The following is a 14,243-nucleotide window of genomic DNA, read 5'->3' on the forward strand; positions in this document are numbered from 1 at the left end:
GAGGATAGCGTACCCCTCGGGGGTATGCTAACGTTCGGGACGTACCCCTGGGGGGTATCAGATCGGAGGGCGAGATGGAGACCACCTACCAGGTGAACGGCATGACCTGCGGGCACTGCGTCAACTCGGTGAGCACCGAGCTGAGCGCACTTCCGGGCGTCACCGACGTCCAGGTCGACCTGGCCGGCGGCCGGGTCACCGTCACCAGTCAGAACCCGCTGGACGTGGACACGGTCCGCGCGGCGGTCGACGAGGCCGGTTACGACCTCGTCGGTGTGTGACGGGTCCGGCGGACCCGCGACAACCGAGGAGACACCATGAACACGGCGACGAAGCTCAGCGGCTTCGCGCTCGGCCTCGTGGCGGTGTTCGGCGCGGCGTACGGGATCGGCAACCTGACCGATCCCGTCGCCCCGGCCGCCGAGACCCGACACGACGACACCGACAGCGACCACGGGGCCGGCGACACCGGCCACGGTGACGAGAGCCAGGCGGGCGGCGCCTCCGCGCACCTGCCCGGCGGGCTGCTCGTCTCCGAGCGCGGCTACACGTTCCAGCCCGCCGGCGCCCCGGCCGGGCAGTTCGCCTTCCGGATCACCGGCCCGGACGGCGCGCCGGTCACCCGCTTCGAGGTGGCCCACGACAAGCGCATGCACCTGATCGTCGCCCGCCGGGACCTCTCCGGGTTCCGGCACGTCCATCCGGAGATGACCGGCGACGGCACCTGGCGGGTCGCCTCACCGCTCGGCGGCCCCGGCGTCTGGCGGGCGTTCGCCGACTTCACCCCCGAAGGCGGCGAGCCGCTGACCCTCGGCCTGGACGTCACGGTCCCCGGCGAGCTGACCGCCCGGCCGCTGCCGGCACCGGCGACCAGCACCACCGTCGACGGCTACACGGTCACCCTGACCGGCACGCCGGAGCCGGGCCGCACCAGCCGGCTCACGCTCTCCGTCAGCCGTGACGGGCGGCCGGTCACCGACCTCGCGCCCTACCTCGGCGCGTACGGGCACCTGGTGGCGCTGCGGCAGGGCGACCTGGCGTACCTGCACGTGCACCCGGAGGGCACGCCCGGCGACGGGCGCACACCGGCCGGGCCGGCGATCACGTTCGCCGCCGAGGTGCCCTCGGCCGGGGCGTACCGTCTCTACCTGGACTTCCGGCACGGCGACGCGGTGCACACCGCCGAGTTCACCGTCCTGGCCGGCGACCAGACCGCGCCGGTGCCCACCGCGCCGGCACCCACCACCGCACCGACCCCGGACGCCGGACACGGCACCCCGGGTCACGGGCACAGTTGAGCGCCGGAGGTGCCGCGATGACTGCCACGGGAAAGGCGCTGCCCACCGCGCCGAACCTGATCGAACTGGCGATCGGCGGGATGACCTGCGCGTCCTGCGCCGCCCGGATCGAGAAGAAGCTCAACCGGATGGACGGCGTCGAGGCGACGGTGAACTACGCCACCGAGAAGGCCACCGTCCGGTACGCCGACGACATCGCGCCGGCCGACCTGATCGCCACCGTCGAGAAGACCGGCTACACCGCTGTGGTGCCGCCGCCGCCCGAGCAGGCGGAGGCGGCAGCGGCCGGGGAGCCGGTGGACGAGCTGCGCACCGCGCGTACCCGGCTCTGGGTCTCCGCCGTGCTCACCTTGCCGGTGATCGTGCTCGCCATGGTTCCGGCCTGGCAGTTCGACTACTGGCAGTGGGCCTCGCTCACCCTGGCCGCCCCGGTGGTGGTCTGGGGCGGGCTGCCGTTCCACCGCGCCGCGCTGATCAACCTGCGGCACGGCGCGGCGACCATGGACACGCTCGTCTCGCTCGGCACGCTGGCCGCGTTCGGCTGGTCGCTCTGGGCGCTGTTCCTCGGCGACGCCGGCATGCCCGGGATGAAGCACCCGTTCAGCCTCGACATCACCCGCGGCGACGGTGCCGGCAACATCTACCTGGAGGCCGCCGCCGGGGTGACCGTGTTCATCCTGGCCGGGCGGTACTTCGAGGCGCGCTCCAAGCGCACCGCCGGGTCGGCGCTGCGCGCCCTGCTCGAACTCGGCGCCAAGGACGTGGCGGTGCTGCGCGACGGGCAGGAGACCCGGATCCCGGTCGGCCGGCTCGCGGTCGGGGACCGGTTCGTGGTCCGGCCCGGCGAGAAGATCGCCACGGACGGTGTGGTCGAGGAGGGCACGTCCGCAGTCGACGCCAGCATGCTCACCGGCGAGTCGGTGCCGGTCGAGGTGGGCCAGGGCGACGCCGTGGTCGGCGCCACGGTGAACGCGGGCGGCCGCCTGGTGGTCCGCGCCACCCGGGTCGGCGGGGACACCCAGCTCGCCCAGATGGCGCGACTCGTGGAGCAGGCACAGACCGGCAAGGCGGCGGTGCAGCGGCTCGCCGACCGGATCTCCGGCGTCTTCGTGCCGATCGTGATCGCGCTGGCCGCCGGCACGCTCGGCTGGTGGCTCGGCACCGGCTCCGGGCCGACCGCCGCGTTCACCGCCGCGGTGGCCGTCCTGATCATCGCCTGCCCGTGCGCGCTCGGCCTGGCCACCCCGACCGCGCTGCTCGTCGGCACCGGGCGGGGCGCGCAGCTCGGCGTGCTGATCAAGGGGCCGGAGGTGCTGGAGTCCACCCGCCGGGTCGACACAGTGGTGCTGGACAAGACCGGTACCGTCACCACCGGCCGGATGGCGCTGGCCGAGGTGCTGCCCGCCGACGGCGAGGACGCCGACGAACTGCTCCGGGTGGCCGGTGCGCTGGAGGCCGCCTCCGAGCACCCGATCGCGCGGGCCGTCGCCGAAGCCGCGGCCGAGGCCGGACCGCTGCCTCCGGTCGGCGAGTTCGCCAACGCCGAAGGGCTGGGCGTGACCGGCACCGTCGACGGCCGGACCGTGGTGGTCGGCCGGGCCCGGCTGCTGCGGGAGCGGGGTCTCGACGTACCCGAGGAGGTCGAGCGGGCCGCGACCGGCGCGGAGGCCGCCGGGCGGACGGCGATCCTGGCCGGCTGGGACGGGCGGGCCCGGGGCGTGCTCGCGGTGGCCGACGCGGTGAAGCCGACCAGCCGGGCTGCTGTCGCGCGGCTGCGTGAGCTGGGCCTGAAGCCGGTGCTGCTCACCGGCGACAACACCACTGTGGCGAAGGCGGTGGCGGCCGAGGTCGGCATCGACGAGGTGATCGCGGAGGTGCTGCCCGCCGACAAGGTCGACGTGGTCGAGCGGCTCCAGCGGGAGGGCCGCGTGGTCGCCATGGTCGGCGACGGGGTGAACGACGCCGCCGCGCTGGCCCGGGCCGATCTCGGGCTGGCCATGGGCACCGGCACGGACGCGGCCATCGAGGCGGCCGACCTGACGCTGGTCCGGGGCGACCTGATGGCCGCCGCGGACGCCATCCGGCTCTCCCGGCGGACGCTGGCGATCATCAAGGGCAACCTGTTCTGGGCGTTCGCCTACAACGTCGCGGCGCTGCCGCTGGCGGCGGCCGGACTGCTCAACCCGATGCTCGCCGGGGCGGCCATGGCGTTCTCGTCGGTGTTCGTGGTGGGCAACAGCCTGCGGCTGCGGAGCTTCCGCCCGATCGGGTGAGGGGATTGAGCCGACGGCCGACGGGGTAACCAGTTGTCGTCAGGCAACCGCATCAGTGGAGGTCATCATGGGTCTGGACGACAAGATCGACAACGCTTCCCAGGACACCGCGGGCAAGGTCAAGGAGGGCGTCGGCCGGGCGACCGACAACGAGCGCCTCGAGGCCGAGGGCCGCAACGACCAGGCGGGCGCCAAGCTCAAGCAGGCCGGCGAGAAGATCAAGGACGCCTTCAAGAGCTGAGTACGCGACGCACACACGCCACCGGGTCGGCCCACGGGCCGGCCCGGAGTGCTGTGTACGGACGGTGACGATCCCGAGTGGCGGATGCCACCGTCCACATCGATCCGGCGGGACCACCGGGATCGGCTCCGGTGCATAGGATGCGAGGCGACCTCGAATGCGGAGGAGCTCCTCGATGGCCGATCCCGCCGACCCGTCCGGCTTCGGCCGGGTGCTGTCCGAAACCATGGCCGCGCTCCAGCGGCAGACCGATGCGGGCGAGCAGGTGGCACCGCCGGAAGGCGTCGGTGAGGCCGCAGACGGCCTGATCCGGGTCACCGTCGGCCCACCCGGACAGGTCACCGGGCTGACGCTCGACCCCCGTGTGATGCGGATGGCCAGCGAGGCCCTCGCCGAGGAGATCGAAGCTGCGGTCAACGCGGCGCTCGCCGACCTGCGGGAGCAGGCCGCCACCGCCCCCGGCGAGGTCGACCTGGGCTCGCTCGGTGAGCAACTGCGCCGCATCCAGGCCGACGCGGGGCGCCAGTTCAGCATGTTCACCGACGCTCTGATGCAGGCCCAGGACCGGCTCGCCCGCCAGGACGGGCGCTGATGCCGGTCGAGGTCGATCCGGAGCGGCTGGGTGCCTCCGGATCGGCGCTGGACGGCGTCGCCACCCGGTTCGGTGCGGCGTTGACCGCCTTCCGGGCCGAGCTGGCCGGCTTCGGCCGTCCCTGGGGGGCCGACGACATCGGCTCACTGATCGGCGCCGCCCACGACGAGGTCTCCGCGTTCGCGTTCGAGTGCTTCGACAGCGCGCTCGACGAGATCGCCGCCGCCGGCGCCGACCTCGGCAGGATGGCCGTCCGCTACGCCGAGACCGAGGCGGCCATCACCCGCAACCTCGACGGCCTGCGGCGGAAGCTGGGAGGCTGAGCATGGGCATGGAGCTACCCGGCGAGCTGCGGTCGCTGCTCGGCGTACTCGGCTACACCTGGCCCGAGGCGGACGAGACCAAACTCTTCGAGATGGGCAACGCCTGGATCGGGTTCTCCGGCACCCTCTCCGGCGTGGTCACCGAGGCGAACACCGGTGCGGCGACGGTCTGGACCCAGCACACCGGCCAGGACATCACCGCGTTCCAGACCTGGTGGAACAAGGAGGACAGCCCGGCCGACAGCCTGCGCGACGGCGTCACCGCAGCCGTGCTGACCGGGACCGGGCTGATCATCTGCGGCGCGATCGTGCTCGCCCTCAAGGTCGCCGTCATCGTGCAACTGGTCATCCTGGCCATACAGATCGCGCAGGCGATCGCCACCGCGGCTGTCACCTTCGGCGCCTCGCTGCTGGAGATCCCGATCTTCCATGCGCTGGCCCGGACCATCGTCGGCAACCTCGTCCAGGAAGCCCTCTGGAAACTCGTCGACGGGTGAGGTGACATGGGCGGGGGTAGAGCAGGCGGCCGGTTGATGCGCGCCGCCTTGCGCTTTCTCAAGCGGACGAAGACGCGTAACCGGCCCGACCGGATGAACCCGCACTTCACCGAGCACGTGATGGGCGGCCACGTGAAGCCGGGCATGCCCAAGGGGTCGGGCTACCACTACCGGCCCGGCGGTGAGGACTTCCCCGGTCGCCGGCTTCAGCCCGGCAGTGTCGTCAAGGATCCCAAGACCGGGGCCTACACCGCCAAACCGGAGTTCTTCGATCCGACGCTGAACCCTCCGCACGGGGCCTGGAAGCCGAAGAAGGGCAACGGCGGGGAAAGCTCGTTCTTCCCCGACGACTGGACGCCGGCCCAGGTCGACAACGCCATCACCGGCGCCTTCCAGAATGCGAAGCCGGTACCCGGCACCAGCATGTGGCGTGGCACTCACAAGGGCCTGGTGATCGAGGGTTTCTACAATGGCTCGGGCGGCTTCACCCACGGATGGCCGGTCGTCATCCCATGATCCAGAGGACTTCCGTTGGCGTTCATCAGTTTCTCCGTCGATGAGTACCGGCTCCCGCTGTTCAACGTGACCGATCAGCGCTATCGGGCTCTCGGCGCGTGGCTGATCACCGACGTCTCCGTCTCCTACTCGGCCTGCCTGGACGCCCTGCAGATGATCGACGACGTGGCGAACGGCCGTCCGCTCGACGAGGGGTGGGACAGCGACAAGTACGAGGTCAGTTTCGCCCCCACCGGCGTCGAGTTCGTCAACGAGTGGGTCGCGGACGAGCGGGGCCGCTACTCGCTGGACGAGACCCGCGAGGCGGTCGAGTCCTACTGGCGGTTCCTGGCCGGCCGCCCGGAGAACCGTGAACTGATCCGCGAATACCGGCCCGACCTGCCGCGATGGCAGGCGGAACTGCTCCAGTGGGAGGAGCGGTGGGGCCGGCCGCATCCGTACCGGGGACGGTTGTTCTGATCCGCGCCGGTCAGCCCGGCCGGTCTCCGCTGTCGCCGGCCAGGCGCGCGGCGCGTACCTCCAGATAACGCCGCTCCGGCAGGCTCGTGGTGGCCCGTGCGGCGGCCAGGTACGCGGCCCGGGCCTCCGTACGGTCACCGGCCATGTCGAGCAGATGCGCGCGGACGGCGGCGAGCCGGTGGTGGCCCGCGGTCCGGTCGTCGGCGTCGAGCGTGGCCAGCAGCGACAGCCCGGCACGCGGACCGTCCACCATGGCCACGGCGACGGCCTGGTTGAGCGTGACCATCGGGTTCGGCGCGACCCGCGCGAGCACCCGGTAGAGCGCGACGATCTGCCGCCAGTCGGTGTCCTCGGCGGCGGGCGCCTCCGCGTGGACCGCGGCGATGGCCGCCTGCACCTGGTACGGCCCCGGCGCCGACCAGGTGAGCGCCTCGGTCACCAACGCCACCCCCTCGGCGACGGCGTCCCGGTCCCATCGGCTGCGGTCCTGCTCCGCCAGCGGCACCAGCTCACCGTCCGGCCCGGTACGGGCGGCCCGGTGCGCGTCGGTGAGCAGCATCAGCGCCAGCAACCCGGCCACCTCGCCGTCGTCCGGGAGCAGCCGGCGCAGCTCCCGGGTCAGCCGGATCGCCTCTCCGGTCAGCTCGGCCCGGTGCAGCGCCTCCCCGCTGGACGCGGTGTAACCCTCGTTGAAGACCAGGTAGAGCACCCGCAGCACGGCAGCGAGCCGTTCGTCCCGGTCCGCCGGGGACGGCAGCGTGAAACGCGCACCGGACGCCTCGATCCGCTGCTTCGCCCTGCGGATCCGCTGGCTCATCGTCGCCTCCGGCACCAGGTACGCGCGGGCGATCTCGGCGGTGCTCAACCCGCCCACGGCACGCAGCGTGAGCGCCACCTGCCCGCTGACGGGCAACGCCGGATGGCAGCAGAGGAGCAGCAGCCGCAGCGTGTCGTCCCCGCTGGGCGGATCTTCGTCGGCGGGCGGGGCGACAGTCGCGTACGCGGGCTGCCGGACCGCCACCGCCACCTCGCGTTCCCGGCGGGCGTGCTCGCTGCGCCACTCGTCGGTGAGCCGCCGGGTGGCGACTGTGACCAGCCAGGAGCGGGGACGGTCCGGCAAGCCCTGTTCCGGCCACTGCACGGCGGCGGCGAGCAGCGCCTCCTGCACGGCGTCCTCGCAGGTGTAGAACTGGCCGTGGCGGCGGACGAGCACGCCGAGGACCTGCGGCGCGAGCGTACGCAGCAGGTCCTCGACCACAGTTGCTGTCACATCTCCGTCCCGGCCTGTTCCATCACCGCGCGCACCTCCAGTACGCCGAAACCGTGCCGTACGTCAGGCCAGCGCGCGGCGATCTCGGCGGCCCGCTCCGGGGTCTCGCAGTCGACAGTCAGGTAGCCGGCGAACTGCTCCTTGCTCTCCATGAACGGCCCGTCGGTGACCTCGACGCCGCCACTGGCGGCCGGACGGGCCGTACGGGTCTGCGAGGGGTGAGCGAGCGCCTCGCCGCCGACCAGCTCGCCGGACTCGGTCAGCTCCTTCATGATCTCGTCGACCTCACCGAAGACGGCTGTGCGTTCCGCCTCGGACAGCTCCTCCACGAAGCCGGGCCGGTTCCAGATCAGCAGCATGTACTTCACGGTGCACTCCTCGGGTGCGGGCCACCGGCGGTGGCGCCTCGCAGACGGGTCGGAGCCGGTCCGCCCGATCCGACATCATCCCCCGGGAAAGGTCAGCGGCCCCCGCGCAGCGGACGGCGTGCCGGGCGGCCCGGGTCGAGCGAGGCCCGGTCGGCGGCGCTGGTGCCGGAGACCCAGCCCTGCTCGTCACGCACCTGGAGGCGGTGCCGGGTGGTGCCCGGAAAGAGCTGGTCGACGCGTTCCCGGACGGCATCCGAGCGGGCCGCGAGCACCGGCAGCAGCCGGTCGTCGTCGAGTTCCTCGGCCGCCGCCGCGCTCGCCTCCCGCAGCCGGTCGCCGATGCGCAGCGCGAACGCGTTGAGGAACGACTCGTCGTAGCCCTTGGTGCGCCGCCCGCCGGCCCTGCCGCGCTCGCCCCGGCCGCGCAGCATCGCGGCGGTGGCCTGCACGAGCAGCGAGGTGTGCAGCAGTTCGACCGCCGCCAGGTCGGCCGGGAAACCGAGCACTGTGGCGAAGCCCAGGTCGTCGGACCAGACCGACTCGCACCGGTTCGCCGCCGCCACCTCCTGGATCAGCAGTGCCTTCGCGGCCGCGTACGGGGCGTCGACGCCGATCCGCACGCCGCCCGGGCCGCCGGACCGCTCGGCCCCGGCGTCGAGCAGCGCCGCGTCGATGCTGTGCCGGGCCATCAGCTCCTGCGCCTTCGCGGTGAACGCCTCCGCCTCGGCCGGGTAGCCGGTCGACTCGGCCTTCGCCAGCAGTGCGCGTACCCGGTCGAGCATCCGGGAACCGCTCGGTGTCACGGCGGCGAGTGCGGTGCCCGCCGAGCCGGGCGGCGGCCGGAGCGCCGCGACCGGCGGAAGCCCCGCCACCAGGACGGCCGCGTCGACCGCGTCCCGCAGCGCGGTGATCCGGTCCCCGTCGGCGCGCCGGTCCAGCCAGCCCGCGTCGTCGTCCCAGCGGGCGCCCGTGTCGGTGAGCTGGTCGTCGAACCAGGCCGGTACCGGCGCGGGCAGGGTGCGCCGCTGCGCGGCCATGACGTCGCGCAGCAGCCGGGCGCCGCGCGGCGTGAGCCGCCGGGTGGCGAGCCGGTCCAGGTCGGCGGGCTGCCAGCCCCGCGGCCAGAGCCGGCCCACGTCGCGCGTGAGCCGGGCGAGCAGCGCCGCGTCCACCGCCGCGCCGTCGGCCACGACGAGCCCGTCGAGGGCTCGCTCGGCTTCGCGTACGTCGGTGCCGCGCGCGGTCGCGACGGCGGCGTCGAGCAGTCGCTCGGCTGGTGACACGGGTGGCTCTCCCTGGACTCCGACAGGCGGCAGGTCGCCCACCCCGGCACCGACGGTACCCGGCCCGCCCGTTCAACCGTCCGGGCCCGGCGTCCGTACTCCTGCCCGGAGCGGGGCGGCGCGACGGACGGAGATCGACGTGGGCGGGCACGAGCGGGGGCTGCACCGGCGGCGGAGATCGCGATCAGGGCGGTTCCTGGCGGTGGTCCTGGTCGGGGCCGCGCTCGCCGCCGGCGGGTACGCCGCGCGGCACCCGGACCTGCTGGACCGCATCGAGGTGCGGCGGACCGTGCCGGCGGCGGCACCGAGCGCGCCCCCAGCGGGCGCCCGCGCCGCGCCGACGCCGGTCCCGGCGGCCGGCCGGGTGGCCCCCGGCATCGGCTATCCGGCCCGGGGCGACGGCACCTTCCGCACCGCCGACACGGTCGGCGCGGTCGCCGGCCGCTCCGGTGAGCTGCTGCGCTATCGGGTCGCGGTGGAGGACGGCATCCGCAACGTGGACGTGGAGCGGTTCGCCCGGGACGTCGCCGCCACCCTCGCCGACCGGCGCGGCTGGACCGGCGACGGCCGGTGGCGGCTGCAACGGGTGGGCCGCGACGACCCGGCCGACTTCACAGTGCTGCTCACCACGCCTGTCACCCGGGGGCGGCTCTGCGGCGACCCGAGTGACCGCTACACGTCCTGCCGCAACGGCGACCAGGTGGTGATCAACGTGGCCCGCTGGGTGTACGGGGTGCCGCACGTGACCGATCTCTCCCGCTACCGGCAGTACCTGCTCAACCACGAGGTCGGCCACCGGCTGGGCCGCGGGCACGAGCGCTGCCCCCGGGCCGGCGGCCCGGCGCCGGTCATGGTGCAGCAGACGCTCGGCCTGCACGGCTGCACCCCGAACCCGTGGCCGATCGTGGGCGGCGAACCGCTGGCCGGGCCGTCCGGCCAGTACGACGACCCGATCCCGGCCGGGGACCGCTGAGCGGCCGGTCGGCCGGGTCGTCACCGGGAGAACGAGGCCCAGATGTTCTTGGTCTTCTCGGTGCCGTACCAGCCGACGTCGAGCGAGACCGACTGGGCCAGGAACAGTCCTCGCCCGCCCGAGTCCATCGGGTGGATGTCGGTCAGCTCCGGCACCGAACTGACGTCGTGGTCGGCCACGTCGAGCAGGAACCGGTCGTCGGTGGCGAGCAGCGTGATGATGGTGGGCGGGCGACCGTGCCGCAGCGCGTTGCTGGCCAGCTCGGTGGCGACCAGCACGACCAGGTGCGGCACCTCGTCGAGGTCCGCACCCTGCACCAGGCCGTGCCGGTTCAGCGCGTCGCGTAGGGAGGCGCGCAGGCCGCGCAGATCCTCGGGACTGTCCAGCACCCACCGCTCCAGCTCTGAGGCCTGCGGCGGCGGCGGCGAGGTGCGCAACTGTCCCATGATCTGTCTTTACCCTGCGTAGCCGTTCGCTAAGCAGGTCAGCGCCGCAGCAGTGCGAACACGCCCCACCCCAGATACTCGCGCTGGAAACGGACGTACCGCACCGGGTCCTCGGTCAGCTCCCGCCGCAGCTCCGGGGCCAGTTCGTCGTCCGGATTGGCGTCCAGCCAGCGGCGCAGGTTCAGCCAGTGCGAGGCGGCGTACCGGTCCCAGCTGTCCTGGTCGGCGAGGACCATCTCGACCAGGTCCCAGCCGCACTCTCCGAACGACTCGACCAGGCCGGGCAGATCCTTGAACTCGTCGCGGGACCGGGCGTGCGAGCCGGTGACGGCCTCGTCGTCGGGCGGGTCACGCCGCCAGTAGGGCTCGCCGACGATCGCCATGCCGCCCGGCCGCAGCGCCCGGTCGAGCAGTTCCAGCGTCCCGGGCACCCCGCCGCCGATCCAGGTCGCGCCGACGCAGGCGGCCACGTCGACCGGCCGCTCCGGGGTGTACGCCGCGGCGTCGCCGTGCACGAAACGTACCCGGCCGGCCACGCCGAGTTCGGCGGCGCGCTGCCGGGCGGCGGCGGTGAAGGCGGTGCTGATGTCGACCCCGGTGCCGGTGATCCCGTGGTCACGGGCCCAGGTGCAGAGCAATTCGCCCTTTCCGCTGCACAGGTCGAGCAGCTCGTCGCCGGGCCGCAGCCGGATCGCCCGGCCCAGCGTGGCCAGCTTGACGTCGTCGAACGGGTTGAGGATGGGCAGCTCGCCTTCGCGAATGGTGAACTGGCGCGGCAGGTCCGGTGAGGTCATTCGTGGAGGGTGCGCCGCCCGGTCACGCGGAGCAACGGAATTCCGGTCTGGGCCGGTCCGGGTCTCCTGAGGTACGGTCACCGCATGGTGGTCGAGGAACACTGGTGGAACGGCGTCAGCAACCCTCGCGGACGGCGCGACGTCTACATCCGTACCGACGGAAGCCAGTGGCAGGTCCAGGCGCAGATCGGCGGGGCGAGCGGCCGGTCCCGGATCCAGCAGTGCCCGAGCCGCGGCTCGGCGACGATCCTGGCCGGGGCGTGGCGCGCGAGCGGTTCCGGCTGGCGCGAGATGCCGCGCTGACCTCACGCTCAGTCACGAGGCCCGTGCACCGCGCGATCGACGAGTGACTCGGCGACCTCACGCAGCTTGCGGTTGGAGTCCTGGGACACCCGGGCCAGGATGGCGAACGCCTCGTCGGCCGAGCAGCGCCGCTGCCCCATGATGATGCCCTTCGCCTGCTCGATCACGGCCCGGCTCTGCATCGCCTCCTGCATCTGCTGCGCCAGCGTCGCCGTGCTCTCGTAGAGGTGGACGTTGGCGAGCGCGATGGCGGCGTACCCGGCCAGCGTCTGCGCCAGCTCGACCTGGCGGTCCAGGACGCCGGGCGATGCGCCGTAGATGTTCAGCGCGCCGACCATCGCCTCCTGGATGGGCAGGCCGATCGACAGCGAACTGGCCGCGCCCGCCGCGTGCGCCCGGGCCGCCCACTCCGGCCAGCGGCTCTCCGCCGCCATGTCCGGCACCAGCATGGCGGTGCCGGTGGTGGCGGCGTCCAGGCACGGGCCGCGGCCCTGCGCGTACTGCCACTCGTCGAGCGTCAGCGCCAGCTCGCCGGTGTACGCGGCGGTGTGCGCCTCCGTGCCCTGGACCAGGGTGACCGACACCTCGGCGGTACCGGGCAGGGTGTCCTTGGCGACCTGGGCGATGGTCGACAACACCACGTCGAGGTCGACTTCGTCGTACTTGATCCGGCCGAGTCTGATCAAGGCAGCGGCGAGGTCGGGGTGGGCCTGCGGCATGAGCTGTGACGTCCTTGTGCGAAGCGACGCCGTCGGCCCGGTAGGCCGGGACGGCTGGTGGCGGGGATCGGCCCGTGGTGACGGACCAGCATCCCGATTCCGGCATGGATCGGGACCTGCGCCGCTTCTTGACGCTCGTTCGTGACGCCCCCGACGGGACGTCGACTACCGGGACAACTCTACGACCCGGAGCGGGTGGGTACGACGGGACGTGCCGACCCGTCGCCGGCGGCCGGCAACGCGGGCCGATCGACGACCTCGAACGCGGTGAGCGTGCCGGTGACGCCGAGGACGCGCCGGACCACCGGGGAGGGCCGGTGCAGGACCAGCCGCCGCCCGTGCCGGGTGAGCATCCGCTGCGCCAGCACCAGCGCGTTCGTCCCGTACGCGCCGAAGAAGCTGACCTCCGACAGGTCGATCACCACGAGCGGGGCGGGCGCGGCGACAGCGGACTCCACGAGTTCGGTGAGCAGGTGCGCGTTGCTGAGGTCCACCTCGCCGGCCACCGAGATCCATGTCATGTCCACGCCTGCGTCGCAGCTCAGCCACATGATCGGCTCGTCCCGGCGGAACGCCCCGGACGCCGTGGGGACGTCATGACAGCCGAAGACCGGCCGTTCGTCCGACATGTCACCTCCGACCTCACCGATTGAGGAAGCCTGCGGCGAGGCACGCCGCGAGCAGGGAGGGCACATGTCTTGACCCGTACCCGACGATACGTCGACCGGGTGGACATCGCAGCGTGGGAGGCGTTCGGACCCGCCCGTGCCGGGTACCGTCAGCGGAACGACAGACGCCGATGACCCCGCCAGGACAGGACACGAGGATGGAATCCGCCAGCATGGAACCCGCCGACGCCCTCGCGGAGCTGAGCCGGATCCGGCTCGACGAGGTGGCGCTCGACGACGTCCTGGCACGTGTCGCCGAACTGGCGAACCGGGCGGTCCCGGGCAGCGCGCACGTGTCCGTCTCCCTGGTGCAGGCGGGCGCGAACCGGGCCATCGCCTACACCAGCGACCTGGCCCGCAGCCTCGACGAGTGGCAGTACGCGCACGACGACGGCCCCTGCCTGGACGCCTCGATGAGCGCGGTGAGCATCTGCCTGCCCGATCTGGCCGACGAGCCGCGCTGGCCGGGCTGGGCCGCACGGGCCCGCGCGGCGGGAGTCCAGAGCTCACTGTCGATCGGGTTGCCGATCCAGGAGGCGGTCACCGGGGCACTGAACATCCACGGCGGCGCGCCGCGCGCGTTCGACAAGTCGTCGATCGAGCTGGCGGAGGAGTTCGCGGCGTACGCGGCGGTGGCGCTCGCCAACGCGCACCTCTACGAGAGCACCGCGACGCTGGCCCGGCAGATGCAGGAGGCGATGCGCAGCCGGGCGGTGATCGAGCAGGCCAAGGGCATCATCATGGGCCAGCGGCGCTGCTCGGCCGAGGAGGCGTTCACGCTGCTCGCCAAGCTCTCCCAGGACTCCAACCGCAAGCTGCGCGAGGTGGCCGAGGCGCTCGTCTCCCGCGCCGCCGCCCGCTGAGGTCCGCGCCTCGCCGCTCGCGGTGGCCGACCTGCGCGCGGTCGCGGCGGTGGCCGCGCTGGGTGCGGCGGTCTTCGCCGGGTTCCTCGCGCACCGCTACGGCGAGCTGACCGGCCCGGGTGACGCCTGATCCCGGGCCGTGCCGATCGGGTTCGCCGCGGTGCTCGGCGCCGGCTACCGGCACCTCCGGTCGATCGGCGTCGAGGCCCGTCCGGTGACCCGGATCACCGGCCGCGGAGGCGGCGTGAAAAGCGCGTCAAGAAACCGCGGCCGCGCGTGATGGTCGCGTCAAGACCCCTGTCCGTCCGGCGGATACGGCGCTGTGATTGCCCGGCGCGGCCGGGAGGCGGTCGCGAG

19 protein-coding genes are annotated in these 14,243 nt (G+C 73.2%); 12 read left to right on the top strand and 7 right to left on the bottom strand.

Annotation, left to right across the window (positions count from 1 at the left end; translation table 11 throughout):
- Window positions 1-74: 74 nt before the first annotated feature.
- The 9 genes from FB455_RS28475 (at window position 75) to FB455_RS28515 (ending at window position 6,199) form a co-directional block, all read left to right on the top strand.
- Window positions 75-281 carry a heavy-metal-associated domain-containing protein gene (locus FB455_RS28475; RefSeq protein ID WP_013283781.1) on the top strand — a complete coding sequence of 69 codons (207 nt, stop codon included), beginning with the start codon at window positions 75-77 and terminating at the stop codon, window positions 279-281.
- A 36-nt stretch (window positions 282-317) separates the two neighbouring features.
- Window positions 318-1,298, top strand: a complete 981-nt coding sequence (locus FB455_RS28480; RefSeq protein WP_013283782.1) for a hypothetical protein — start codon at window positions 318-320, stop codon at window positions 1,296-1,298.
- 17 nt (window positions 1,299-1,315) lie between these two features.
- A complete protein-coding gene (locus FB455_RS28485) occupies window positions 1,316-3,571 on the top strand; it encodes a heavy metal translocating P-type ATPase (protein WP_013283783.1) in 2,256 nt (751 codons plus the stop codon).
- Between the two features lie 67 nt (window positions 3,572-3,638).
- A complete protein-coding gene (locus FB455_RS28490) occupies window positions 3,639-3,812 on the top strand; it encodes a CsbD family protein (RefSeq protein ID WP_013283784.1) in 174 nt (57 codons plus the stop codon).
- Between the two features lie 175 nt (window positions 3,813-3,987).
- On the top strand, window positions 3,988-4,404 hold the full coding sequence (locus FB455_RS28495; RefSeq protein WP_145755371.1) for a YbaB/EbfC family nucleoid-associated protein: 417 nt from the start codon (window positions 3,988-3,990) through the stop codon (window positions 4,402-4,404).
- A complete protein-coding gene (locus tag FB455_RS28500) occupies window positions 4,404-4,727 on the top strand; it encodes a hypothetical protein (protein ID WP_013473788.1) in 324 nt (107 codons plus the stop codon). Before FB455_RS28495 ends, FB455_RS28500 begins: the two co-directional genes overlap by 1 nt.
- A gap of 2 nt (window positions 4,728-4,729) precedes the next feature.
- Window positions 4,730-5,224, top strand: coding sequence for a WXG100-like domain-containing protein (locus FB455_RS28505; RefSeq protein WP_145755372.1), 495 nt, complete (start codon window positions 4,730-4,732; stop codon window positions 5,222-5,224).
- 36 nt (window positions 5,225-5,260) lie between these two features.
- Window positions 5,261-5,740, top strand: coding sequence for an EndoU domain-containing protein (locus FB455_RS28510; protein ID WP_013283788.1), 480 nt, complete (start codon window positions 5,261-5,263; stop codon window positions 5,738-5,740).
- A 15-nt stretch (window positions 5,741-5,755) separates the two neighbouring features.
- Window positions 5,756-6,199 carry a hypothetical protein gene (locus FB455_RS28515; RefSeq protein WP_013283789.1) on the top strand — a complete coding sequence of 148 codons (444 nt, stop codon included), beginning with the start codon at window positions 5,756-5,758 and terminating at the stop codon, window positions 6,197-6,199.
- A gap of 10 nt (window positions 6,200-6,209) precedes the next feature.
- Here the strand turns inward: FB455_RS28515 and FB455_RS28520 are convergent, their stop codons facing one another.
- The 3 genes from FB455_RS28520 to FB455_RS28530 all read right to left on the bottom strand — a co-directional run bounded on the left by FB455_RS28520 (window position 6,210) and on the right by FB455_RS28530 (window position 9,120).
- Entirely contained in the window at window positions 6,210-7,469 is a 1,260-nt protein-coding gene (locus FB455_RS28520) for a sigma-70 family RNA polymerase sigma factor (protein WP_145755373.1), read from the bottom strand.
- Window positions 7,466-7,828 (bottom strand): YciI family protein, encoded by a 363-nt coding sequence (locus tag FB455_RS28525; RefSeq protein ID WP_232236732.1) that lies wholly within the window; start codon window positions 7,826-7,828, stop codon window positions 7,466-7,468. Before FB455_RS28525 ends, FB455_RS28520 begins: the two co-directional genes overlap by 4 nt.
- Before the next feature lie 101 nt (window positions 7,829-7,929).
- Window positions 7,930-9,120, bottom strand: a complete 1,191-nt coding sequence (locus FB455_RS28530) for a DUF2786 domain-containing protein (protein WP_071096985.1) — start codon at window positions 9,118-9,120, stop codon at window positions 7,930-7,932.
- Between the two features lie 139 nt (window positions 9,121-9,259).
- Between FB455_RS28530 and FB455_RS28535 the strand changes: the two genes are divergently transcribed.
- Window positions 9,260-10,093 (top strand): DUF3152 domain-containing protein, encoded by an 834-nt coding sequence (locus FB455_RS28535; RefSeq protein ID WP_145755374.1) that lies wholly within the window; start codon window positions 9,260-9,262, stop codon window positions 10,091-10,093.
- Window positions 10,094-10,113: 20 nt separating this feature from the next.
- Here the strand turns inward: FB455_RS28535 and FB455_RS28540 are convergent, their stop codons facing one another.
- Complete coding sequence (locus FB455_RS28540; RefSeq protein WP_013283794.1) at window positions 10,114-10,539, bottom strand: ATP-binding protein; 426 nt, start codon at window positions 10,537-10,539, stop codon at window positions 10,114-10,116.
- A gap of 38 nt (window positions 10,540-10,577) precedes the next feature.
- Window positions 10,578-11,333: an SAM-dependent methyltransferase gene (locus FB455_RS28545; protein ID WP_145755375.1), complete on the bottom strand. Its 756-nt coding sequence runs from the start codon at window positions 11,331-11,333 to the stop codon at window positions 10,578-10,580.
- Window positions 11,334-11,417: 84 nt separating this feature from the next.
- Here FB455_RS28545 and FB455_RS28550 point away from each other — a divergent pair, with 84 nt between their 5' ends.
- The gene (locus FB455_RS28550) at window positions 11,418-11,636 is read left to right on the top strand and encodes a hypothetical protein (protein ID WP_013283796.1); all 219 of its coding nucleotides are present in this window, start codon (window positions 11,418-11,420) and stop codon (window positions 11,634-11,636) included.
- A gap of 8 nt (window positions 11,637-11,644) precedes the next feature.
- Here FB455_RS28550 and FB455_RS28555 read toward each other — a convergent pair whose 3' ends face one another.
- Both FB455_RS28555 and FB455_RS28560 read right to left on the bottom strand, forming a co-directional pair.
- On the bottom strand, window positions 11,645-12,355 hold the full coding sequence (locus tag FB455_RS28555) for a GAF and ANTAR domain-containing protein (RefSeq protein ID WP_013283797.1): 711 nt from the start codon (window positions 12,353-12,355) through the stop codon (window positions 11,645-11,647).
- A gap of 179 nt (window positions 12,356-12,534) precedes the next feature.
- A complete protein-coding gene (locus FB455_RS28560; RefSeq protein ID WP_145755376.1) occupies window positions 12,535-12,984 on the bottom strand; it encodes an STAS domain-containing protein in 450 nt (149 codons plus the stop codon).
- A 197-nt stretch (window positions 12,985-13,181) separates the two neighbouring features.
- On the opposite strand from FB455_RS28560, the gene FB455_RS28565 reads away from it, so the two are divergent.
- Window positions 13,182-13,886 (top strand): GAF and ANTAR domain-containing protein, encoded by a 705-nt coding sequence (locus FB455_RS28565; RefSeq protein ID WP_013283799.1) that lies wholly within the window; start codon window positions 13,182-13,184, stop codon window positions 13,884-13,886.
- Window positions 13,887-14,243: the final 357 nt, after the last annotated feature.

Source organism: Micromonospora sp. CNZ296, from assembly GCF_007827635.1.